Consider the following 21,351-nt stretch of genomic DNA (forward strand, 5'->3'; position numbering starts at 1 on the left):
ATGCCGGTACGAGTGGAGCGCACCGGGCCGGTCACCACGGTGATCCTGGCCGGACCGGAGAAACGCAACGCCGTGGACGGGCCGACCGCGGCCGCGCTGGCCGAGGCGTTCCGCGCCTTCGACGCGGACGAGCAGGCCGCCGTGGCCGTGCTGTACGGCGAGGGCGGCACCTTCTGCGCGGGCGCCGACCTGAAGGCGGTCGGCACCGAGCGGGGCAACCGGCTCACCGCGGAAGGGGACGGGCCGATGGGGCCTTCCCGGCTGCGGCTGGGCAAGCCGGTGATCGCCGCGATCGCCGGGCATGCCGTGGCAGGTGGCCTGGAACTGGCGCTGTGGTGCGACCTGCGGGTGGCCGAGGAGGACGCGGTGCTCGGCGTGTTCTGCCGCCGATGGGGCGTGCCGCTGATCGACGGCGGCACGGTGCGGCTGCCCCGGCTGATCGGGGCGAGCAGGGCGATGGACCTGATCCTCACCGGCAGGCCGGTGGACGCGGCCGAGGCGCAGGCGATCGGGCTGGTCAACCGGGTGGTGCCGAAGGGCGGCAGCAGGCAGGCCGCCGAGGAGCTGGCTGCCGGACTGGCCCGGTTCCCGCAGACCTGCCTGCGCCAGGACCGGCTTTCCATGCTGGAGCAGGAGGGTCTCGCCGAGGAGGATGCGCTGGCCGCGGAGTTCCGGCACGGCACGGTGTCGCTGGCCGCGGACAGCCTGGCCGGAGCCCGGCGCTTCGCCGATGGCGAGGGCAGGCACGGCGCCTTCTAGGAGTGCCCGCGGCGCCGGTCGGGTTTCTGACCCGGCCGCGGTGTGACGGCCCGGCGCCGGACCGGCCGCTCTTCCTCCCGTTCCCGGTCCACCAGGCCGGTGAGCAGGCGCTGCTGGCCGAAGGTCCATACGTTGTTGGCGAGGAAGTACAGCAGCACCCCGATCGGCATCGGGAAGAAGGACCCGGACACCAGCATGCCGACCGGCGCGAGGTACATCATCGCCTTGCTGATCGTGGCCACCTGCGGGTTCGCCGTGGTGTCCTGCCGCCGCAGGCTCATCCGCATGGACAGGTACGTCGCCAGCCCGGCGAGCAATATGAGCGGAATGCCCACGGCGAGCATATGGGCCCGGTCGGTGCCGACGGCGAGCAGTTCGGCTGACGGCTGGCTGAGCCAGTTGCCGAGCTTGGCGCCGAACAGGTCGGCGCCGAGGAAGGACTCCACCCCGGCCCGGTCGAAGACCTGGTTGGACTGGGCGTCCGGGGTGAACCCGCGCAGCACCCAGAACAGGCTGAGGAAGGCGGGCAGCTGGATCAGGGCGGGCAGGCAGCCGCCGAACGGGCTGGTGCCGTGCTCGGCGTGCAGTTGCTGGATCTCGCGGGCGATTCGCGGTTGGTCGCCACGGTGTTTCTCCCGGATCCACTGGATCTGTGGCGCGAGTTCCTGGGTGCGCCGGGCCGCACGGAGCTGGCCGAGGGCCGGCCGGAGCAGCAGCGCGCGGATGGTGAAGACCAGGAAGGCGATCGCGAGCACCCAGGCGAGCCCGCTGTCGTGGCCGAGCAGGGAACCGAAGATGGCGTGCCAGAACCACAGCACGGCCGAGACAGGGTAGAGCAGGAAGTCGAACATGGGGTCACTCCGTCAGGACGAGGAATTCGGACAGGCGGAAGCGACTGCCCTGCTCGCGCGGAGATCAGGCGGGGGTCAGGCAGCCGCGCTGCCCGCTGACGGAGCTCGTGGCCGGGTGCGGCCCGGCGCGTCCGGATCACGAAGCCGGAGGTAGACGGCCGACCGGGCCCGTTCGCGCAGGCTGAGCGCCCGTTGCTGGACCGGGGCGGTGGTGGGCTCCGGCTGGACCCGGCCCGCGCAGACGACCAGCGCCGAGGCCAGCGCGGCGGTGAGCGCGGTCGCGAGTGCGAAGGAACCGGCGTTGCCCGCGGTGGGCAACGCGAGGAACAGCGCGGGCAGGAGCAACGCGAGCACGAAGCCGATGCGCGTGCCCAGCTGCGCCTGCCGTGTCATACCGGCATGCTACCCGCCATCGCGGGTCAGTAGCCGAAGTTCTGTGTCCAGTACCAGCCGGAACGTTCGAGGCCGACGCCGATCGTGTCCAGCGAGCAGTTCAGGATGTTCTTGCGGTGCCCGGGGGAGTTCATCCACATCGACATCACCTTGTCGGCGCTGCGCGCCCCCATGGCGATGTTCTCCGCGCCCGGTTTGGGGTATCCGGCGCGCCGGATGCGCTGGTCGAAGGTGACCCCCTCCGGGGTGGTGTGCGAGAAGTAGCCACGGGCGGCCATGTCCTCGCTGTGCGCCTGCGCGGCGGCGGCCAGCCGGTCGTCGGTACGCACCGGTTCGCAGCCAGCCCGCGCGCGTGCCTCGTTCACCAGCGTGACCACCTGACCGGTCAGCGAGTCGTCGCGGAGCACGGTCGGCTTCCGGCTGGAGCTGTCCGGCCGGGGTGCGGGCTCGGTCTCGGTGCTGGGCGCGGGCTCCGAGGTGGTCTCGCCCGGCGAGGACGGCGGGCCGGTGGTGGTGCTCGGCGGGCCGGTCGGCTCGGTGGTGGCGGTCGTGCTGCCGTCGCCGGGGGTGGCGGTGCTCGTCACCGTGCCGCCGACCGAGGTCCCGACGCCCTGGCCGGAGCCCGGTGGGGCCGCGAGGTAGGCGGCGTTACGTGGCGTGTCCGGCACGCCCGTTCCCTGGCCCGGCGGGAGCTCGGACAGCAGGTGGCCGCCCGCGCCGAGCGCGCCGCCAAGCAGCACACTGAGGGCCAGCAGCACTGGCTTACGATTCGGTCTCGGCGTGGACACGGTGGCGCAAACTACCACCAAAGAGTGACGACCGAAACCTACTTCGGTGATTCAGTGCCGCTGTTCGGTCAACTCGGCCGTGGATCTGTGGGTAATTTCCGCCGTCTCGGTGATGAACTCGACAATCACCTGTAACTGATCGTCACTGTAGCGGCCACAGAGCTCCACCATCCCGGAGAGCAGCGACTCCCACTGCGGACCGAAGGCGGCCAGTTGCTCCCTTCGCAGCTCGACCAGCACCTTGCGGCGGTCCTCCGGATGCGGCCCCCGGCGCACGATGCCCTTGCCTTCCAGCCGGTCGATCAGCGCGGTGACCGAGGCCGGCGCCAGCCCGGAACTGCGGGCCAGTTCCTTCGGCGTCTGCGGCCCGAGTCGCTCCAGGTAGTCGATCGTCTTGGTCTCCACCGGAGAGAGCCCCACCGTGTCGGCGATCGCCGCGTGGAACATCACGGTCTCGGTGGACAGCAGCCTGCCCGCGTTCAGCACCTGCTCGATCAGCTCAGCTCGCGTACTTGACACGCGCACGATGATAGCCGAGCATTTCGTTCGACAGAACGAAATAGTTTCTAAGAGATACGGTGGATCGTATGACTCGGGCGTTGATCATCGGGGGTGGCATCGCGGGGACGGTGACCGCGATCGCGTTACGGGAGGCCGGACTGGAGCCGGTGGTGCACGAGGCCTACGGGCGGACGGCGGACGGGGTGGGTGCCTTCCTCAGCCTGGCGGTGAACGGGCTGGACGCCCTGGACGCGGTCGGCCTGAAGGGCCCGGTGTGGGAGCAGGGTTTCGACACCCCGGACTTCGCGTTCTACAACGGCAACGGCAAGCGGCTGGGCGAGATCGCCGGGAAGTCGGCGCTGCCCGACGGCACGGTGATGCGTACCGTGCTGCGCGCCGACCTGTACCGGGTGCTGCGGGACGAGGCCGAGCGGCGGGGCATCCGGGTGGAGTACGGCAAGCGACTGACCGGCGCGAGCGGCACCGGCACGGGGGTGCGGGCCGAGTTCGCCGATGGCAGCCATGCCGAGGGCGACCTGCTGGTCGGCGCGGACGGGCTGCATTCGCGGGTACGCGGGATCATCGACCCGCAGGCGCCGGGGCCGCACTACCTGGGGCTGCTGAACACCGGCGGGCACGCCCGCGGCGTCACCGTGGACGGGCGGCCTGGCACCGCGTACATGATCTTCGGGAAGCGGTGCTTCTTCTGCTACCTACCGCATCCGGACGGCAGTGTCTGGTGGTTCGCCAACCCGCCGCGGCGCGACGAGCCCGGCAAGGCCGAGCTGGACGCGATCACCGACGAGCGGTGGCGCGCGGAACTGGTCCGGCTGGCCGCGGTGGACAAGGGACCGGCCAGGGCGATCATCGAGGCCAGCACGCATGTCTACCGGCCGTGGCCGACGTATGACTTCCCCTCGGTGCCGAACTGGTACCGGGACCGCATGATCATCATCGGGGACGCTGCGCACGCGACCTCGCCCGCATCCGGGCAGGGCGCCTCGATGGCCATGGAGGACGCGGTCACCCTGGCCAGGTGCCTGCGTGACCTGGAAGGCGTGCCCGCGGCGTTCGCGCGGTACGAGCAGCTGCGCCGGGAGCGGGTGGAGGCCATCGTGGCGCAGGGCAGGCGCAACACCACGGCCAAGACCCCGGGGCCGGTGGGCAGGCTGGTGCGGGACTTCTTCATCGCGAAGGAGTTCAAGAAGTTCACCGCGAACCCGGAGGATCCCCAGCGCTGGATGTGGGACCACCACATCGACTGGTCCACCCCCGTCGCCGCGTAGGACGGCGGCTCAGCGGCGGGTGTCCACCCGGTCGAAGTTGAGGTAGGCCCGGCTCTGCGTGGGGCCGCGCTGGCCCTGGTAGCGGGAGCCGGCCTGACTCGAGCCGTAGGGATGCTCGGCGGGGCTGCTCAGCCGGAACAGGCACAGCTGGCCGATCTTCATCCCGGGCCAGAGGGTGATCGGCAGGTTGGCCACGTTGGAAAGCTCGAGGGTGATGTGCCCGGAGAAGCCGGGATCGATGAACCCGGCGGTGGAGTGGGTCAGCAGGCCCAGCCTGCCCAGCGAGGACTTGCCCTCGAGCCGGCCGGCCAGGTCGTCCGGCAGGCTCACCGTCTCGAAGGTGGACCCGAGCACGAACTCGCCGGGATGCAGCACGAACGGGTCCTCGCCCGCCTTCTCCACCAGCGAGGTGAGCTCGTCCTGCTGGAGCGAGGGATCGATATGGGTGTACTTGGTGTTGTCGAACACCCGGAAGAAGCGATCGAGACGCACGTCGATACTCGACGGCTGGAGCATCGCCGGGGTGTAGGGGTCGACCCCGAGACGCCCGGCTTCGAGCTCCTTGCGGAGGTCCAGATCGCTGAGCAGCACGCTGCCAGGGTAGTAGCCCTCAGGCCGCGGCTCCTGGCGTGGTCCGCATGTGGGCAGCGTAGGTCGGATCGAGCTCGAAGACCTTGCCGAGCTGAGCGAGGTAGCGGCGCCTGCCGACACCGCCGAGCCGCTGCTGCAGCCCGGTCGCACCCGGTATCCATCGCCGCACCGTCTCCGCACCGAAGTTGAGGGCGGCCACGGCCAGCACGGCCCCCTGCGCCACCGGGTCGTTGGGCAGTTCGAGGAAGTCGGCGTTGCTCTTGCCGAGCACCAGCCTGCTGATCGAGGAATGCACCCGGACCGACAGGTGGGAGAGCACCCTGCCGACCGCACCCCGGCCCGCGCCGATGGCGGCGTGCGATTCCAGCAGCGCCGCGGCCAGCCGCTTGGAGTCGTCGTCCGGGATGAACTCGGTGCTGGCCAGTAGCCAGAGCAGCCGCCAGGCGTCCTCCTCGGTGGCGGGCAGCAGCGGGTCGGCCACGCCGAGCAGCCAGCCGACATAGCGCCACAGGTGCAGGATGTCCGCCCGCTCACGCTCGGTGTAGCGGATGCCGAGCAGCTGGGTGCCGTAGACGAAGACCAGGGAGAACAGCAGCAGCGTGCCCGCGGTCTGCACCTGGTTGACCGGCCGGTCCCACGCGGCGTAGTCCCAGTCCGGCCGCTGGTTCATCGCGGCGCGGACGTGTGCGTGCACCAGCCGCACCCGCAGGGCGGAGGCGTAGCCGGGCCCGCCGCGGCGCAGCGCGCCCTCGGTGGTCACGTCGATCCACCAGGCCGCCGTCTCGACCAGCCGCCTGCTCGCCGTCCGCTCGATCGCACCGGTCCCGATCAGGGACTTGGTGGCCCGGGAGGCGAGATAGCCACCCATCAGGGACATATCGCCCAGCGGGAACAACCCGAGCAGCCCGGTGCGGGTGATCGCCCTGGCGCCGCGATCGATCCGGGCGAAGTCGGCCCAGTACGGGGTGGCCTCGGCCGACCGCAGGAAAGCGACGAGCTCCGGCGGCGGATCCGCCAGCGCATCGACGCCCCCGGCCAGCGCCTGCTCGAACAGCTCCCGGCCGGTGCCAGGCGGAAGGCGCCGCATCATCGCCACCAGATCGTCCGCGAGCGGGTCCTCGGCCTGCGCGAACTCCCGCAACCGGCGCAGCTGGTGCTCGTCGGCCCGGATGTCGCCGGGAACGAAGAACCTCGCCGCCAGGCGGAACCCACCCTGACGGAACAGCTCCGGATCCGGCAGCCGCTCGCCGGTGCCCGTGTCGCCCATGCCGCTCACCTCGCACGCGATGTCGACAACAAGTGTTGTCACTTGATCGTGGCATCGTCAAGGAGGGGAGGGGGCTGTGCACCCGGGGACCGCCGCATAGTATGCTCATCAGCGCACTGCGGATGTAGTTCAATGGTAGAACATCAGCTTCCCAAGCTGAGAACGCGGGTTCGATTCCCGTCATCCGCTCTCAACCGAAACCCCCAGGTCACACGCAGTACAAAGTGGACCTGGGGGTTTCGTCGTCCGAGATGGCGATTCACGCACTGATGGTGGCGATCAACCCGGAGGACAGGCCCACTCAGCCTCGTTCTCCAGGAAGGCCACCATGTCCCGGCATCCGTCGCCGAGTTGACGAAGAAGCCGGACGAACCCCGGCCACTCCTGCGGATCCGGTGGCGGGAGGATCGCCAAACTGTCGGGGTCCAGGTACACCACCAGCCCCACCGGAGGCGTCCCCGAACCACTCGTGTGCATACCCGCGACCGCGTTCGGCCCCGGAGTCCATTGAGCGTTGAATGCCATGCTTGAAATTCCGTTCGTTGTTGCGGTCGTTGATCCGGCCACGCCAGTGGCGGGCCTGGCACTCGAAGGCTTCGGCCGCTGATTCGGCCGCCGCTTTGGCCCACCACGGCAACCGCCAGTCCGCCGCGATACCTCGCCACGCGGACGCCACCGCGTGCGAGGTCAACGCCATCTCCCGGACAGCAACGACGTCTGCGGGCTGTTCGGCCACCGCGTCCGAAGCGGCCATGTAGCGCCGGTAGGCCTGTTCCCACACACCGACCAGCCTTTTCGACACCATGCTTGACCTCTCTACGGTTCCGCGATGACGGCACGCAGGGTCTCCACCCGCGCGCGTAGTTCGAATTCCTCGGCCGCCACGGAGGCGGCATGGCGCGCCCACAGGGGTGCATCGAAGTCGGCGGACAGCACCCGCCAGGCCTGCGCGACCGCGTAGTAGGCCCCGGCCAGACGCCGCACTGCCGCCGGATCGCCGGAACGCATCGCGGCGAACAGCGCGGTCGTCTGCTCGGCATAGGCGAGGTTCCACCGAGCGACCGCCTCACGTGACGGCCGCCCCGCCATCACGCGGCCGTCTTCTGCTCAGCCGCACCCCGCCCGTGGACCGATGCCTTCGCGCCGCCCGGCTTGGCGGATGCCGTGGTCTTCGGCTCCCGCATCCTGATAGCCGAACGCATCCTGTCGTGCTCGATCGCGAAGCGCGCTCCGCGCGGTGCCGCCATGTCCGTCCTCCCGATCAGAAGCCATCCCGTGCCTAGCTAATCAATTTGTACAGCCTAGCTAGGTTGACTAGTCAAGTCAATCAAGTGGTGGGCAGCCTAGCTCGCTAGCTCGCCTAGTCGATTTGGATAGACTTGCGTGCGCGCACGGAAGAGTGCTTGCGAGCCGGTCAGTGCCGCAGGAGAAGGGAAGCCGATGCCCCTCGATCCGGACGACCCGCGCCCGCCGTACGTCCAGGTCGCCAACGCGCTCCGAGCGGCGATCCTGACCAGGAAGTTCGCGGCAGGAGACAAGCTGCCATCCCGCGCCGAACTGGCCAGGGCCTACGACGTGGCCCCGATGACCGTGCAGAACGCCCTGCGCGAGCTGCGCGACGAAGGCCTGATCGTGTCGCGGCAGGGCAGCGGTGTCTTCGTACGAGAACGCACCGAACGCCCGGTCGGGCTCCGGCCACACATCGAACACGCCTTCGAGGCCGAACACGTCAGCATCGACTTCGCCGGGTTCTCCGGCGAAACCCTGCACGGCGTCATCACCGAACCCCTGGACAAGATCCGCATCGGCCGACTCCGCCCCGAGTCCATCACCGTCCGGCTACTCGTCCCCGACCCCTCCGAACCCTGGGCGGTGCCCTGCACCGTGGACGAGAAGGCCGACAGCCCCGCCTTCCGCAAGCGCGCCGAAGAGATCATGCGCCGCCACACCCTCGCCATCGTCGACTCCGTCACCGAACTCGCGGCCCTCGGCCTGGTCAACGAAGCCACCGCCCACATCCGCGTACACCCCGCCGCGTCCCTGTTCAAGCTCTACCTAATCAACAACGAGGAAGCGTTCTTCGGCTTCTACCCCGTCCGCGAACACGTCATCACCTTCGGCGGCGAAACCCAGGCCATGTACGACCTCATGGGCAAAGACGCCATCCTCTTCCACCACTCCGCCAATGACGACGACGCCTCCACCGGCAGCCAATACGTCGAGCAGTCCAAAACCTGGTTCGACAGCATGTGGAACAGCATCGCCAAGGACTACGTCCGATGACCACCACTGGCGGGTACGACGCCGTGCGCCAACGGCTCGACCGTGCGCGCGTCCTGCTACTCGACTTCGACGGCCCCATCTGCGCCGTCTTCTCCGGAGTCCCCGCCGAGGTTGTCGCTGACCAGCTCCGCGCAGTGCTCGCCGACGGCGGATATACAGACCTGCCGAACCACGTCACCACCGCCACCGATCCCTTCGACGTGCTCCGCCACGCCGCCACACTCGGCACCGACGAAGCCCGCTACGTCGAGGCAGCGTTCACCGCACACGAGATCGACGCCATCACCACGGCCGCCCCCACCCCCGGAGCCGAGCAACTCATGCGCCACTGGCACGACTCCGGCCGCCCACTCGCTATCGTCAGCAACAACAGCGAGGCCGCAGTCAGCGCCTACCTTGATCTCCACGGCTTGCGTCCGGCGGTTGACTACATAGCCGCACGCACCAGTTCAGACCCGACCTTGCTCAAGCCGTCGACCCATCTCGTGGACCGCGCCATCACCGCTCTGAGCGCTACACCTGCCGACTGTGCCTTACTCGGCGACTCGGTGACCGATATCCAAGCCGCACACGCCGCAGGAGTCGCAGCGATCGGCTACGCCAACAAGCCCGGCAAGCACGCAAAGCTCACCGAGGCCGGAGCGGACGCCGTCACCGAAACACTCAGCGATCTGAGCAACCGCAGCCACCGATAGTTGCTGCCGAATTTGGCTCTATAGGCACGATGGCCTCCCTTCGCGCCACGATCGTCTTACACCGCGCCGACCGCCTCAAGTGCGCCTACGGCGTCGCTGCGCGATGAGCTGCGCTCACCCTTGACCCGGCCACCCCGGCGCAATGCATCGGCACGGGCGAAGGGAACGGCAGAGTATGGGCGCTGCATCAACTGAGTAACGGCCGCAGCGGAGCGTCGACACGGATCGATAGCTGGCATATGAACATTGCCTCACTGATCATATCTATTCTTGCAGCGCTTTTCACGGGCGGAGCCATGATCTACGCCCGTGGCCAGAAGCTCGCCGCAGAGCGGGCGTCGAATGCGGCGGAGTCCGCCCTAGAGCTTCAACGGGCAGGCGAGCGGCGCGCAGCCGAGGATGAGTCGCGAAAGCGCATCGTGTGGAAGCTTGAACCGAGCCAGGGCGACTCGTACCTTCTGTGGAATCACGGAACTCACAGTGCATATGACGTTTCCGTGGATCGCGGTGATCTTGCCGTTGAGGACGGCACGCCTACTCACTTCGACGAGTTCCCAAGCGATCATGCTGAACGGTACCTCTTGGTAGGGTCCCTGACGTCTACGACGACCATGATCACTGTCTCGTGGCGAGACGAGCGCGATGGTAGTGACGAGCGAAAGTCTCAGCGATTGCCTGTGGAGTGAGACCAACCACGCCGAGCAGAATCCGCCATTTTCGCAGCAGAATCCCAACAACAGGCCCCGGTCAACAGCGGTCAACCTGGATACATGTCGATCGCGTTCCGCCGCAGGTCAAGGCCACTTTCGAGCATGATCACCCTGGTTCCCAAGCTGAGAACGCGGATTCGATTCCTGTCAGCCGCTCTCAACCGAAACCCCCAGGTCACACACCGTACAAAGTGGACCTGGGGGTTTCGTCGTTCGAGATCGCGACTCCAGTCCGTTCAGTACTCGACGCCGTACCAATGGGCCGTCTCACCCGCGACTGGTGTCAGGCGCACCTTCTGCCCTTCGGTGTGGAACATCCGGACGCCGCCGCCGAGCAGTACCGGCACGATGAACACCAGGATCTCGTCGAGGAGTTCTGCCTCAAGGCACTGCATGGCGACGTTCGCACCCAGGATGTTCACGTACTTGTCCCCGGCGGCCCGCTTGGCCTGCGCGACGGCGCTGTGCAGGTCGTCCACGAAAGTGACGCCCGTGGTGGGCTCGTCCGGCGGGTGGTGCGTGAGCACGAACACCGGGCCGTGGTAGGCGCCCCCGAACGCGCCTTCCTGCTCGGTACCCCGGTTGGGGTCATCACCGCCGAAGGTGTTGTTGCCGACCAGGATCGCGCCGGTGTTCGCCAGCAGGCGCGTCACCGTGGGGTCCGCGACCCCCATGTGTTCGGACAGCCAGGACATGTCACCGTCGGGACCGGCGATATAGCCGTCGAGTGACATGGTCGCCGAGTAGAGAAGCTTCGCCATACCCAACCTCCTTCGGTTGTCGGATGAACAGACAACCAGACGACCCGGAAGTCATCGGTCCGTACGCTGATGCACCATGCGCGTCTCCGCAGCCCAGCTGCCGGCCGCGGCCGGCAGTGATGACCGGGTGTTCACCACCGAGAACGCCGTGATCATGCTGGACGGTGCCACGGCGTTCCTGCCGGTGCCGGTGGCCGCGGCGACCTACTCCGATCGGCTCGGCCGTTACCTGCGGGACGCGCTCAACGCCGCGCCGGACGGGGATCTCCGGGACGTACTCGCGGCGGCGATCGAGCGGACTGCCCACGCGCTGGATATCTCGCCGGGTGCCTCGCCGTCCAGCACCGTCACCATCGCCAGGGAGCTCGAGCACGGCGTGGACATCCTGGTGCTCGGCGACAATCTGGTCGTACTGCCGGACGAGACGCTGACCGACGACCGGATGGACCGGCTCGACCTCGCCCCGCGCCGCAAGTACCGGGAACGCCTCGCCGCGGGCAGCGGTTACGACGACGAGCACCTTGCCCTGCTCGGTGAGTTGCAGATCCGGCAGGCGGAATGCCGCAACCAGCCCGGGGGTTACTGGATCGCCGAGGCCGACCCCGCCTCCGCGGAACACGCGCTGCTCACCACCCGCGCGCCGGACTCGACCCCGTGGGCGGTGCTGGCCACCGACGGGGCCTTCGCCACGATGGACTACCTCGGCCTTGACGACTGGCAGGCGATGCCCGATGCCGATGCAGACGACCTCAGCGCGCTGCTGCACCACTGCGAAGCGTGGGAGGCCCATGCCGATCCCGATGCGCAGGAACTACCGCGCGCCAAACGGCACGATGACAAGAGCCTCGCGGTGGTCGCCTTCGGCTAGCCACGGCCGAGCCGGGCGAGCCGCTCGCGGGCGTACTCCGGCTCGACGAACCAGCCGGCGGCCACCTCCCAGGCATCCACGGCTGCCCGCGCCGCGGCCTGCTCCGCCGCGGGCAGCACGGTCACCGGAAGGTCCGCGAGGTCCATCGCCGGATGATCGACCCTGGCCTCATCCCAGTCCAGCAAGCCAACCCCGGCCGGGCTGATCCGGATGTTCGCGGCACCTGGGTCGCCGTGCACCACGGCCGGTTCACCGCTCAACGCGGCCCAGGCCCCGCGGCAGGCCGCGACCACGTCACTCGGCATCCGGCCGAGGTCGACATCCCCGCTGCGGCTCCGCTCGACCAACTCGCTGGTGATTCGGAAGCCCTGCCGTTGCGGCCACCCCACGGTGGTGGCATGGAGCCGGCGCAGCTCATCCGCGACCGCTTGCCAGTCCGCTCCCGACACCGGCTCCCGTCCCGGCAACCATTCCTGCACGACAATATTGTCGACAAATCGGTTCCCGTGGAGGGTGGGTACGACCCGCGGCACGCGGAAGCCACGATTCGCGAGGTGTTCCAGGAGATCGAGTTCCCATTCCAGGGAGTCCGCGGGCCGCCTGCTCCGGCGAGCGACCCGGCGCTTCCCACCAAGACGGATCTCCAGTACCTCGTTGCGGGCGCCGCCGAGCATCCCGGTGACCATGACCTCACCCCAGGCGCCCAGCCTCCTCGCACAGTACGCAGTCGCGTCAGTCATGTCGTAGACCGAGCGCGGCGTCGAGTTCCTTGCGCAACCTGGCCGGTGCCTTGAGCCGCCAGGACTCCTCGATCAGCTCGGCCAGCTGGCCGGGATCCACCCGTTCGAGATCGACGATGATCGAACCGTAGCCGTCGTAGTGCGGGGTGGTGTAGAAGGCGGGGTCGCCGGAGTCGAGCAGCGCGGCCTTCTCGTCCAGGCCGCACATCAGCACCAGCCCGCCCTCGGCCTCGGTACGCAGCCGGGCGAAACCCTTGCCCCGCACCTTCAACGCTGGCGTGCGGTACCAGGTCGACTCCTCGACCTCGGGCAACCGCTCGGCGATGGCGATCGCGTCTTTCCATGTCGGCATGGCACCCATCCTCCCTGCCTGCCGGAGCAAGTCTTGGCGAAACGGGAGCTCAGCCGGCCAGCAGGTCCAGCCGGAAGCACACCCGGTCCTGGCCCGGCCCGTCGTAGTCCGCCCGCACCGGGACGCCGTCCACCTCCCGGTCACCCGGCTCCAGCTGAAAACCCATCCCGCGGTGGAACGCGATCGACCCCTGGTTCCCCGGCGAGGTCACCGCGCGCACCAGCTGCCGCCCCGCCACGGTCGCCGCGGCGAAGAAGGTCTCGTACAACCTGCGGCCAAGGCCCGCTCGCCGCCGCCCCGGGTCGATCCCGACGAAGTGGATGTACGCCGCCGCCGGGTCGTCGGCCGAGTAGAAGCCGACCAGGAAACCGGCAAGGTGGCCATCGTCCTCCGCGATCAGGCTGGTCGAGGCAAAATGTTGCAGGAACAGCCGGGGCAGCAGCAACGCCAGCTCACTCGCCTGCGCGGGCGAGCGGGAGTCGCCCCACCACTGCTGCACGGCCCGGACGAGCGCCGGATGATCGGCCTCCTCGGCGGCACGGAGGGTGATCGTCATGTGTTCGACGGTACTGCCCCGGCCAGTGCGGCGACACCGGCGCGCACCGCGGGGTTCTCCCGGTCGGTTCGCCACACCGCGTGAATCTCCCTGCGCAGCGCCGGTTCCGGCGGGACGAGGCGCACCCCGGCCGGGACCGACTGCAACGCGAACGGGGCGATCAGTGCCACCGCGAGCCCGGCCTCGACCAGCGCCGCCTGGGTGGGGAACTCGGTCACGGTGTAGCGGACCTCCGGCTCGACGCCCTGGTTGCGCACCGCCTGCACCAGCGCATCGCCCGCCGCGCTGCCCGGCCCGCAGCTGGTCCAGGCCGCGCCCGCCAGCTCGGCCAGGTCCAGGGTGTCCCGGTCGGCGAGCGGATGGTCCGCAGGCAGCGCCACCATCACCCGCTCGTCGAACAGCAGTCGTTTGCTCACCCCTTCCGGGATCGCGGTCGGCCGGTGCGCCCAGTTCTCGGCGACCACCAGGTCCAGCTCGCCGGCCAGCAGCAGCGGCATGGTGTCCACCACCTCGCCGTCCCGCAGGGTGGGCCACAGCCGCGGGTACCGCTCCCGCAGCGTGGTCAGCGCCGGGGCCAGCAGCCTGCGGACCGTGCTCGGCATCGCGCCGATCCGCAGCGGCCCGAGGATCTCCTCGGTCAGGTCGGCGAGATCCACCTCGGCCGCCCCGCACTGGGTGAGGATCCGGGACGCGTGCTCGGCCAGCACCCGCCCGGCGTGGGTCAGCCGCACGCCGCGCCCCCGTGGTTCGAGCAGCCGGTGCCCGGTCTCCCGTTCCAGTTTGGCCAGTTTCTGGGACACCCCGGAGGGGGTCAGGTGCAGTTGCTCGGCCGCGGCGGCGATCGACCCGTGCCGGTCGACCATGGCCAGCGCCTGCAACCGGTCCAGACTCAACACGGTACAAATACTACCGAATAAAGCGTACAAACATTCACTTGTCGTTATTAGTTGTACCCAGCACGCTCGAAGTGTGGCCGCTCGAACCGACCCCCGCCTGCTGTTGCTCGCCGGGGCCGCCTGCATCTCGGTGTCGGCGATGTTCGTCAAGCTGTCCGGCACCAGCCCCGGGACCGCGGCGTTCTGGCGGTGCCTGCTGGCCCTGCCCGTCCTGCTGCCGCTGGCCCTGCGGGAGCCAAGGGCGGACCGCGATCCCGGCCGCACCCGCCGCCGGCTGGCCGCGGGCGTGTTTCTCGGGATAGACCTGGTGTTCTGGGGCCAGTGCGTGGCCGACGTCGGCGCCTCGATCGCGACCGTGCTGGTGAACGTGCAGGTGGTGATCCTTCCCGGGCTGGCATGGCTGCTGTCCAGGGAACGGCCAGCCGCCCGGTTCCTGGTGACCGCCCCGCTGATGCTGCTCGCGGTGGCGCTGGCCAGCGGCGCGATCGGGCGGGCCGAACCGGGCAGCGACCCGGTACGCGGGGCGCTGATGGGCCTCGCGGCCGGTGCGGCGTACGCGGCCTTCCTGTTCCTGTTGCGCCAGGGTGCGGCACCGGGTCAGCTGGTGGCGCCGGTCCGCACGGCCACGATCAGCGCAACCGTCACCTCGCTGCTGCTGGGTCTGGCCTGGGGTGGGGTGGACCTGGCGCCCGGCTGGCCCGCGTTCGGCTGGCTCGCCGCGCTCGCGCTCACCGGCCAGGTGGGTGGCTGGGTGCTGGTCGGCACGGCGCTGCCGCGGCTGCGGGCCGGCATCGGCGCCACGCTGTTGCTGCTGCAGCCGGTGCTGGCGGTGCTGCTGGGGTTGCTGCTGCTGGACGAGCGGCCGACCGGATGGCAGCTCGCGGGCTGCGCGGCCGTGATCGCACTGGTCTGGTTCACCAGCAGCCCGGCCAGGTGGCGGGGCGGGGATCGGCCAGGTGGCCGATCCGGCGGGCACGGGCCGACCCCTTCGACCGAGGTTTCGCAGCTCAGAGCGCCATAGCGTCGAAGCATGACCTCGGCACAGACCTCCGCGCTGGAATACGGCCTGCTCGGCTTCGTGGTGATCTGGGCGGTGCTGCTCATCCCGCAGGTGCTCGGCCAGCAGGCCCGGTTCGGCCGGGTGCTGCCCGGCAGGCTGGCCAGGACCGCGCTGGTCACGCTCTATGCCTGCCTGACCGTTGCGCTGGTGCTGCTCCCGTTGCCCACCCGCGCGGGCGGGCAGTCCGGCCAGCACATTCAGCTGGTCCCGTTCCAGTGGATGGCCGATGTCGCCCGGGAGAGCGCCGGCAATCCGCTGGCCACGACGGCCTTCCAGCAGCTGTCCATGAACGTGCTGCTGTTCGTACCGCTCGGGATCCTCGCCCGCGTGCTCTGGCGGCGCGGGTTCACCGGCGCCACGCTGCTTGGCCTGGCCGGGTCGGCCGCCATCGAGATCTGCCAGCTGACCGCGAACTTCGGTACGGCGCCCTACCAGTACCGCATCTTCGATGTGGACGACCTGATGGCGAACACGGCGGGCGCGGCGCTCGGCTGGATCCTGGCGGCGCTGTTCCTGCTGCTGCGAGCGCAGGCGCGGCAGGCGGACGCGCTCAGCGGCGCGACCACTCAGCCGGTACGGGTACCGGCTCGCCCAGCTCAGCCAACCGTTCCCGCCTGCGTAGCGCGGCCCGCCGGGCACTACGCCGGTCCTCCAGCACAACCGTGGCCGCGGCAGCGGTGAGCAGCAGGAGTACGAGACCGATGACGATCGCCACGTCCACGTCATCCCCCTTGATGCCGTCCTGTGTGCCGGATCACACAGGATACGCACTTCGGCCCGGGCTTGGCCACCCCGGGCTCAGCTCGGGACGGCGGTGAACCAGGTCCGGTCGGCCGAGGCCCATCCCGCGAAGGCGAGACCGGCCCCGGCGAGCGCGCCGAGCAGGGCGTCCTCGCTCAGCCGCAGGCAGGTGAACGGCTGCTCCCAGCTTCGCCCTTCCACCTCGTAGTACACGGTGGCGCTGAGCAGGTCGCCCGTGCGCGTGATCCCGCGCAGCCGGATGCGCACCGGGCCGAGCCTGCCGTCCCCTCCGGCGCCGACCAGGTCGAACCACTCGGGCGGATGCCACTGGGCCACCAGCTTCCCGCCGGGAGCTAGGTGTCCGCGGACGGTGTCCAGCAGGGCGGTCCGCACCGGCCGGTCCGGGTTGTTGATCAGATGACTGGCCAGCAGCACGGCCGGGAAGCGGCGGCCGAGCCGCAGGTCCTCGATCCGCGAGCACACCGTGCGGGCGCCGCGCACCCACCCCAGCATCGCCGCCGAGTCGTCCACGGCGACCACCGGGTGCCCGAGCTCGATCAGGCCGTGCGCGATCCGGCCGGTTCCCGCGCCGAGGTCGAGCACCTCGGCACCGGCCTCGATGGCGGCATGCACCGCCTCCGGCTCGCCGGCAGGAGGCAACAGCGGATAGAGCTCGACCGGGCAGCCGTCGTTGGTCACCGCACCGCGCACACCCCCGAGTGTGCCGCCTCCGGCAGCGGCGTCGCGGGGACCGGCACACTGACCGGATGGCCGAGCGACCGACCAAGGCGGAACTCGCGGCGGCACCCGGCCGCACGATCCCGGACGTGATCGGACCCGGGCTGCGTGTGTTGTTCTGCGGGATCAATCCGGGCCTGTATTCCGGCGCCACCGGCCTGCATTTCGCCCGGCCCGGCAACCGGTTCTGGCCCGCGCTGCACCGCAGCGGTTTCACTCCGCGCCTGCTCGACCCCGCCGAGCAATGGGAACTGCTCGATTACGGACTCGGCATCACCAATCTGGTCGGCCGGGCCACCGCCCGTGCGGACGAGCTGACCGAAACGGAGCTGCGCGCGGGCGGTGAGGCGCTGGTGGGCAAGGTCACGCGGTATCAGCCGAGCTGGCTGGCCGTGGTCGGGGTCACCGCGTACCGCACGGCCTTCGGCAGGCCGCGGGCACGGATCGGCAGGCAGGAAGAGCAGGTCGGCGGTGCCGGGCTGTGGATCCTGCCGAACCCGAGCGGACTGAACGCGCATTACACCGCTATCACCCTTGCGGAGGAGTTCCGCGCGCTTCGTACCGCGCTTTAACAACGCCACGTGTTAACAAAACGGCCCCAGGCCTGGTCAATAACCCCCCTGATGGGGGAATCTTCGTCACGAAACCAATGAATGACCGTCAAAAGCGTCACGGGTTAACCCCTCCGGCGTCCCACCTGGGACCACCGGGCCGGTTGTAGCGAGACGGAGAACACATGACACAGAGCATCGGCTCGAACAGGGGCCAGCCGCCCAAGCCGGGCGCCCGCGGGCTCGGTGTGGCCGCGATCGATCCGGTGCCCCTCTACCGGGAGGGCCTGGCCGCCCTCATCCACCGCACCCCCGGCCTGTACTGGCTCGGCCACGCCGGGGCACACCACTCCGCCTTGCAGATGTGCGAGCAACTGCGTCCGGACACCGTGCTGGTGGACTCCGGGCTGGACCCACAGGGTCACCTGATCCGGCTGCTTGCCACCGGGGAGCCGGGCACGATCGTGATCATCCTGGTCCGGGACGCCAACCGCAGCCCGCAGTTCCTCGCCGCCGTGCTGGCCGCGGGCGCGCACGCCGTCGTGCCGAGGGCCACCGAGCCCCGCAGGCTCACCGAGGCGATCATGCGCGCGCATGCCGACCGCCGCTACGTCGACCCGGCACTGGCCACCCTCACCACCCGGCCGAAGCGGCAGCCCACCGGGCAGCTACCCGGCCAGCAGGCGGTGCACACCCAGATGCCGCTGTCCCGGCGGGAGTACCAGGTGCTGCAACTGGTGGCCGAGGGGCTGGAGAACTCGGCTATCGCGAAAGTGCTCTATCTCTCCGTGGAAACCGTGCGCACGCACGTCAAGAGCATCCTGCGCAAACTGTCCGCCCGGGACCGCACCCATGCCGTGACCACCGCGTTTCGGCACGGGATCCTCGTCGTGCGGCCGGACGACTCGTTGGGAAGTAGCCCCAAAGAGCACTATTCGTCACAATCAGGCTGATCGGCTTGCTGTAGGTTACTAGCAGGTAATACCCTTATGTTACCGGCGAGTAGGGGGATGTGCCCAGCCGGAATCCCCGAACACCCAAACGGAGCGACGACATGGGCCACTACAGGAGCAACGTCCGCGACCTCGAGTTCAACCTGTTCGAGGTACTCGGCGTTCAGCAGCGCCTCGGCAAGGGCGTGCTCGAGGAGTCCGACGAGGAGACCGCGCGCGGCGTGCTCGCCGAGCTGAACAACCTCGCCGTCGGCCCGTTGGCCGAATCCTTCGCCGACGCCGACCGCAACCCGCCGGTCTACGACCCCAAGACTTTCTCCGTCACCCTGCCGGAGTCCTTCAAGAAGAGCTACCAGCAGCTCTGGGACGGTGAGTGGTGGCGGCTCGGCCTGCCCAACAACCTCGGCGGATTCGGCCTTCCGCCCACCGTGCAGTGGGCCGCCTCCGAGCTGATCCTCGGCGCGAACCCGGCGCTGTTCATGTACATGGCGGGGCCGAACTTCGCGATGATCGTGGACAAGAACGGCACCGAGGAGCAGCGGCGCTGGGCCCAGTTCATGATCGACCGCGCCTGGGGCGCCACCATGGTGCTCACCGAGCCGGACGCAGGCTCGGACGTCGGTGCCGGGCGCACCAAGGCGGTGCTGCAGGAGGACGGCTCCTGGCACCTGGACGGGGTGAAGCGTTTCATCACCTCCGGCGAGCAGGACCTGACCGAGAACATCATGCACCTGGTGCTGGCCCGCCCGGAGGGTCCAGGGATCGAGCCGAAGCCCGGCACCAAGGGGCTGTCCCTGTTCCTGGTGCCGAAGTTCCGCTTCGACGCGGAGACCGGGGAGCCGGGGGAGCGCAACGGCGCCTACGTGACGAACGTCGAGCACAAGATGGGCATCAAGGTGTCCACCACCTGCGAGCTGACCTTCGGCCAGCACGGCACCCCCGCCGTCGGCTGGCTGCTTGGCGAGGTGCACGACGGCATCGCGCAGATGTTCCAGGTCATCGAGTACGCCCGGATGATGGTCGGCACCAAGGCCATCGCCACTCTGTCCACCGGCTACCTGAACGCGCTGGACTACGCCAAGGAGCGGGTGCAGGGCGCCGACCTGCCGAACATGCTGGACAAGACCGCGCCGCGGGTCACCATCACGCACCACCCGGACGTGCGGCGCTCGCTCATGCTGCAGAAGGCCTATGCCGAGGGCCTGCGCGGGGTCTACCTCTACACCGCGACCTACCAGGACCAGATCTGGACCCAGGAAGGTGACGCCGAGTCCCTCCAGCTGGCCGAGCGGGTGAACGACCTGCTGCTGCCGATCGTGAAGGGCGTGGGCTCCGAGCGCGCCACCGAGCAGCTGGTGCAGTCCCTGCAGACCTTCGGCGGTTCCGGCTTCCTGCAGGACTACCCGATCGAGCAGTACATCCGGGACGCCAAGATCGACTCCCTGTACGAGGGCACCACCGCCATCCAGTCGCTGGACTTCTTCTTCCGCAAGATCGTCCGGGACAAGGGGCAGGCGCTGGCGCATGTCGCGGGCGAGATCACCGCCTTCATCGAGTCCGAGGCGGGCAACGGCAGGCTGAAGAAGGAACGGGAGCTGCTCAAGCAGGCACTGGACGACACCCAGGGCATGCTCGGCGCGATGATCGGCTACCTGACCGCCTCGCAGGAGGACCCGCAGAGCGTGAACAAGGTCGGCCAGCACACGGTCCGGCTGCTGATGTCCGCGGGCGATCTGCTGGTGGGCTGGCAGCTGCTGCGGCAGGCCGAGATCGCGATGGCCAAGCTGGATGCGGGCGCCTCCGCCAAGGACGTGCCGTTCTACAACGGCAAGGTGGCCGTCGCCTCGTTCTTCGCCAAGACCGTGCTGCCGGAGCTGACCGCCCGGCGCGCGATCGTCGAGGCCGCCGACAACGACCTGATGGAGGTCGACGAGGCGGCCTTCTGATCCGGCCGGGGATCCGTCTGCCGGTGCACTGATCCGCCATCCCGCGGCGGCACGCAAACGGGGGCCGGGAGCGTGACTGCGCTCCCGGCCCCCGTTGTCGTCATCCGGCCGGGTTCATGCGTATGCCGGGGCCACCTCCTCGTAACGCTGCGCCCAGCCGGGGACCTCGGTGCCGGCCAGCACGGCCTCCAACCGGTCCAGGAAGGCATGCGTGCCGGGGATGTAGCCGCCGGCGTTGCGCGCCGAGAGGCCGCGATGGGTGAGGGTGAGGATGGTGTCCGCGCCGTCCGGCTCCAGCTCGTAGCGCACCACACCGTCCTCCACGATGTCCTGCCGCCAGTCGTGCTCCAGTACCCGCGGAGGATCCCAGACCAGGATGCGGCCGGTCATCCGTTTCTTCTCCGGCGGAACAGGCGGCTCGCTGGGCACCGTCGCGATCCTGCCGCCCGTCCGGCCGTCCACGGTGCTCTCGCCGAGCCAGGCCGCTCGTTGCTCCGGGTCGGTGAGGGCAGCCCAGACCGCCTCCACGGGGTAGGGCATGCGCCTGCGGAAGGTCATCGTGGCGACCCCGTCCTCGACGGTCAGCGAACCGTACCGGGAATCGACTGTCATGGGGTGTTCTCCTCCTCATCGGGCCGGTGGGTACCGGCAAGGTGCCGTTCCAGCGCGTCCAGGTGGCGCGGCCAGTACCGCCGGTAGCGGCTGATCCAGTTGTCGATCTCGACCAGCCCGTCGGCGCGCAGCGCGTAGATGCGCCGCTGACCGTCGGGCCGGACCTCGACCAGCCCCACCTCACGCAGGATCCGCAGGTGCCGGGAGACCGCGGGCTGGGTGAGCGCGGGCAGGCTGGCCACCAGGTCGCCCGCGGTCCGCTCACCCTCGGCCAGCCGGTCCAGCAGGGCGCGGCGATGGGGTTCCGCAATGGCCTCGAAGACATCCACGGTCGAAGTATCACACTAAGCATATATACGCGCAAGCCAATATATTTGAGTCGATGTTCACCCGGACGTGCGCTCCGTCCGGCGGCCCGAGCCGGGTGGTGCAACCCTTTCGGGTACCTACTCT

At 69.4% G+C, this 21,351-nt stretch carries 25 protein-coding genes and 1 tRNA gene; 11 read left to right on the top strand and 15 right to left on the bottom strand.

All coding sequences use genetic code 11. The annotated features are described in order from the left end of the window. Complete coding sequence (locus KOI47_RS34355) at positions 1 to 759, top strand: crotonase/enoyl-CoA hydratase family protein (RefSeq protein ID WP_216211781.1); 759 nt, start codon at positions 1 to 3, stop codon at positions 757 to 759. On the opposite strand, the gene yidC is transcribed toward KOI47_RS34355, so the two are convergent. The 4 genes from yidC to KOI47_RS34375 all read right to left on the bottom strand — a co-directional run bounded on the left by yidC (position 756) and on the right by KOI47_RS34375 (position 3,310). Continuing rightward, complete coding sequence (gene yidC / locus KOI47_RS34360) at positions 756 to 1,610, bottom strand: membrane protein insertase YidC (RefSeq protein WP_216211785.1); 855 nt, start codon at positions 1,608 to 1,610, stop codon at positions 756 to 758. The two genes, KOI47_RS34355 and yidC, sit on opposite strands and share 4 nt — an antisense overlap. Positions 1,611 to 1,685: 75 nt before the next feature. Then, positions 1,686 to 2,003 (bottom strand): DUF6412 domain-containing protein, encoded by a 318-nt coding sequence (locus KOI47_RS34365; protein ID WP_216211787.1) that lies wholly within the window; start codon positions 2,001 to 2,003, stop codon positions 1,686 to 1,688. A 26-nt stretch (positions 2,004 to 2,029) separates the two neighbouring features. Next, positions 2,030 to 2,761, bottom strand: coding sequence for a CAP domain-containing protein (locus KOI47_RS34370; protein ID WP_332461437.1), 732 nt, complete (start codon positions 2,759 to 2,761; stop codon positions 2,030 to 2,032). Between the two features lie 81 nt (positions 2,762 to 2,842). Continuing rightward, positions 2,843 to 3,310: a MarR family winged helix-turn-helix transcriptional regulator gene (locus KOI47_RS34375; protein WP_216211789.1), complete on the bottom strand. Its 468-nt coding sequence runs from the start codon at positions 3,308 to 3,310 to the stop codon at positions 2,843 to 2,845. Positions 3,311 to 3,378: 68 nt separating this feature from the next. Here KOI47_RS34375 and KOI47_RS34380 point away from each other — a divergent pair, with 68 nt between their 5' ends. Beyond that, positions 3,379 to 4,578, top strand: a complete 1,200-nt coding sequence (locus tag KOI47_RS34380; protein WP_216211791.1) for an FAD-dependent oxidoreductase — start codon at positions 3,379 to 3,381, stop codon at positions 4,576 to 4,578. Positions 4,579 to 4,587: 9 nt separating this feature from the next. On the opposite strand, the gene dcd is transcribed toward KOI47_RS34380, so the two are convergent. Next, positions 4,588 to 5,169 (bottom strand): dCTP deaminase, encoded by a 582-nt coding sequence (dcd, locus tag KOI47_RS34385; RefSeq protein WP_216211794.1) that lies wholly within the window; start codon positions 5,167 to 5,169, stop codon positions 4,588 to 4,590. A gap of 19 nt (positions 5,170 to 5,188) precedes the next feature. Continuing rightward, positions 5,189 to 6,436: an oxygenase MpaB family protein gene (locus tag KOI47_RS34390; RefSeq protein ID WP_216211796.1), complete on the bottom strand. Its 1,248-nt coding sequence runs from the start codon at positions 6,434 to 6,436 to the stop codon at positions 5,189 to 5,191. Positions 6,437 to 6,554: 118 nt separating this feature from the next. Here KOI47_RS34390 and KOI47_RS34395 point away from each other — a divergent pair. Next, a tRNA-Gly gene (locus KOI47_RS34395) sits at positions 6,555 to 6,625 on the top strand. A 627-nt stretch (positions 6,626 to 7,252) separates the two neighbouring features. On the opposite strand, the gene KOI47_RS34400 is transcribed toward KOI47_RS34395, so the two are convergent. Then, positions 7,253 to 7,525, bottom strand: coding sequence for a hypothetical protein (locus KOI47_RS34400; RefSeq protein WP_216211798.1), 273 nt, complete (start codon positions 7,523 to 7,525; stop codon positions 7,253 to 7,255). 351 nt (positions 7,526 to 7,876) lie between these two features. Between KOI47_RS34400 and KOI47_RS34405 the strand changes: the two genes are divergently transcribed. Next, on the top strand, positions 7,877 to 8,719 hold the full coding sequence (locus KOI47_RS34405) for a GntR family transcriptional regulator (protein ID WP_216211801.1): 843 nt from the start codon (positions 7,877 to 7,879) through the stop codon (positions 8,717 to 8,719). Next, positions 8,716 to 9,414, top strand: a complete 699-nt coding sequence (locus KOI47_RS34410) for an HAD family hydrolase (protein ID WP_216211804.1) — start codon at positions 8,716 to 8,718, stop codon at positions 9,412 to 9,414. Before KOI47_RS34405 ends, KOI47_RS34410 begins: the two co-directional genes overlap by 4 nt. Positions 9,415 to 10,360: 946 nt before the next feature. Here the strand turns inward: KOI47_RS34410 and KOI47_RS34415 are convergent. Beyond that, positions 10,361 to 10,885: a dihydrofolate reductase family protein gene (locus KOI47_RS34415; RefSeq protein WP_216211807.1), complete on the bottom strand. Its 525-nt coding sequence runs from the start codon at positions 10,883 to 10,885 to the stop codon at positions 10,361 to 10,363. A 76-nt stretch (positions 10,886 to 10,961) separates the two neighbouring features. Here KOI47_RS34415 and KOI47_RS34420 point away from each other — a divergent pair, with 76 nt between their 5' ends. Next, positions 10,962 to 11,753, top strand: coding sequence for a hypothetical protein (locus tag KOI47_RS34420; protein WP_216211810.1), 792 nt, complete (start codon positions 10,962 to 10,964; stop codon positions 11,751 to 11,753). Here the strand turns inward: KOI47_RS34420 and KOI47_RS34425 are convergent. From KOI47_RS34425 to KOI47_RS34440, 4 genes are read right to left on the bottom strand one after another with little or no spacing between them, the layout of a single operon-like run. Beyond that, positions 11,750 to 12,493 (bottom strand): phosphotransferase enzyme family protein, encoded by a 744-nt coding sequence (locus KOI47_RS34425; protein ID WP_216211814.1) that lies wholly within the window; start codon positions 12,491 to 12,493, stop codon positions 11,750 to 11,752. The genes KOI47_RS34420 and KOI47_RS34425 overlap by 4 nt on opposite strands. Next, positions 12,486 to 12,845, bottom strand: a complete 360-nt coding sequence (locus KOI47_RS34430; RefSeq protein WP_216211818.1) for an MmcQ/YjbR family DNA-binding protein — start codon at positions 12,843 to 12,845, stop codon at positions 12,486 to 12,488. The genes KOI47_RS34425 and KOI47_RS34430 overlap by 8 nt, the downstream gene beginning before the upstream one ends. Positions 12,846 to 12,894: 49 nt before the next feature. Further along, complete coding sequence (locus KOI47_RS34435; protein ID WP_216211821.1) at positions 12,895 to 13,401, bottom strand: GNAT family N-acetyltransferase; 507 nt, start codon at positions 13,399 to 13,401, stop codon at positions 12,895 to 12,897. Next, positions 13,398 to 14,297: a LysR family transcriptional regulator gene (locus tag KOI47_RS34440; RefSeq protein ID WP_216211824.1), complete on the bottom strand. Its 900-nt coding sequence runs from the start codon at positions 14,295 to 14,297 to the stop codon at positions 13,398 to 13,400. Before KOI47_RS34440 ends, KOI47_RS34435 begins: the two co-directional genes overlap by 4 nt. A gap of 73 nt (positions 14,298 to 14,370) precedes the next feature. Here KOI47_RS34440 and KOI47_RS34445 point away from each other — a divergent pair, with 73 nt between their 5' ends. Together KOI47_RS34445 and KOI47_RS34450 are read left to right on the top strand one after the other, a co-directional pair. Continuing rightward, positions 14,371 to 15,318 (top strand): DMT family transporter, encoded by a 948-nt coding sequence (locus KOI47_RS34445; protein ID WP_232376441.1) that lies wholly within the window; start codon positions 14,371 to 14,373, stop codon positions 15,316 to 15,318. Between the two features lie 9 nt (positions 15,319 to 15,327). Then, positions 15,328 to 16,038, top strand: coding sequence for a VanZ family protein (locus tag KOI47_RS34450; RefSeq protein WP_216211828.1), 711 nt, complete (start codon positions 15,328 to 15,330; stop codon positions 16,036 to 16,038). 117 nt (positions 16,039 to 16,155) lie between these two features. On the opposite strand, the gene KOI47_RS34455 is transcribed toward KOI47_RS34450, so the two are convergent. Then, positions 16,156 to 16,809: a class I SAM-dependent methyltransferase gene (locus tag KOI47_RS34455; protein ID WP_216211831.1), complete on the bottom strand. Its 654-nt coding sequence runs from the start codon at positions 16,807 to 16,809 to the stop codon at positions 16,156 to 16,158. Between the two features lie 56 nt (positions 16,810 to 16,865). Between KOI47_RS34455 and mug the strand changes: the two genes are divergently transcribed. From mug to KOI47_RS34470, 3 genes are all read left to right on the top strand, one after another. Next, positions 16,866 to 17,408, top strand: coding sequence for a G/U mismatch-specific DNA glycosylase (gene mug, locus KOI47_RS34460; RefSeq protein WP_216211833.1), 543 nt, complete (start codon positions 16,866 to 16,868; stop codon positions 17,406 to 17,408). A 164-nt stretch (positions 17,409 to 17,572) separates the two neighbouring features. Continuing rightward, positions 17,573 to 18,340, top strand: a complete 768-nt coding sequence (locus KOI47_RS34465) for a response regulator transcription factor (protein WP_216211836.1) — start codon at positions 17,573 to 17,575, stop codon at positions 18,338 to 18,340. A gap of 101 nt (positions 18,341 to 18,441) precedes the next feature. Further along, on the top strand, positions 18,442 to 20,286 hold the full coding sequence (locus KOI47_RS34470; RefSeq protein WP_216211840.1) for an acyl-CoA dehydrogenase: 1,845 nt from the start codon (positions 18,442 to 18,444) through the stop codon (positions 20,284 to 20,286). 114 nt (positions 20,287 to 20,400) lie between these two features. On the opposite strand, the gene KOI47_RS34475 is transcribed toward KOI47_RS34470, so the two are convergent. Together KOI47_RS34475 and KOI47_RS34480 are read right to left on the bottom strand one after the other, a co-directional pair. Beyond that, positions 20,401 to 20,898 carry an SRPBCC family protein gene (locus KOI47_RS34475; protein ID WP_216211842.1) on the bottom strand — a complete coding sequence of 166 codons (498 nt, stop codon included), beginning with the start codon at positions 20,896 to 20,898 and terminating at the stop codon, positions 20,401 to 20,403. Then, entirely contained in the window at positions 20,895 to 21,227 is a 333-nt protein-coding gene (locus tag KOI47_RS34480) for an ArsR/SmtB family transcription factor (protein WP_216211845.1), read from the bottom strand. The genes KOI47_RS34475 and KOI47_RS34480 overlap by 4 nt, the downstream gene beginning before the upstream one ends. Between the last annotated feature and the right edge of the window lie 124 nt (positions 21,228 to 21,351).

This window comes from Amycolatopsis aidingensis (genome assembly GCF_018885265.1).
Taxonomy (GTDB): Bacteria; Actinomycetota; Actinomycetes; order Mycobacteriales; family Pseudonocardiaceae; genus Amycolatopsis; species Amycolatopsis aidingensis.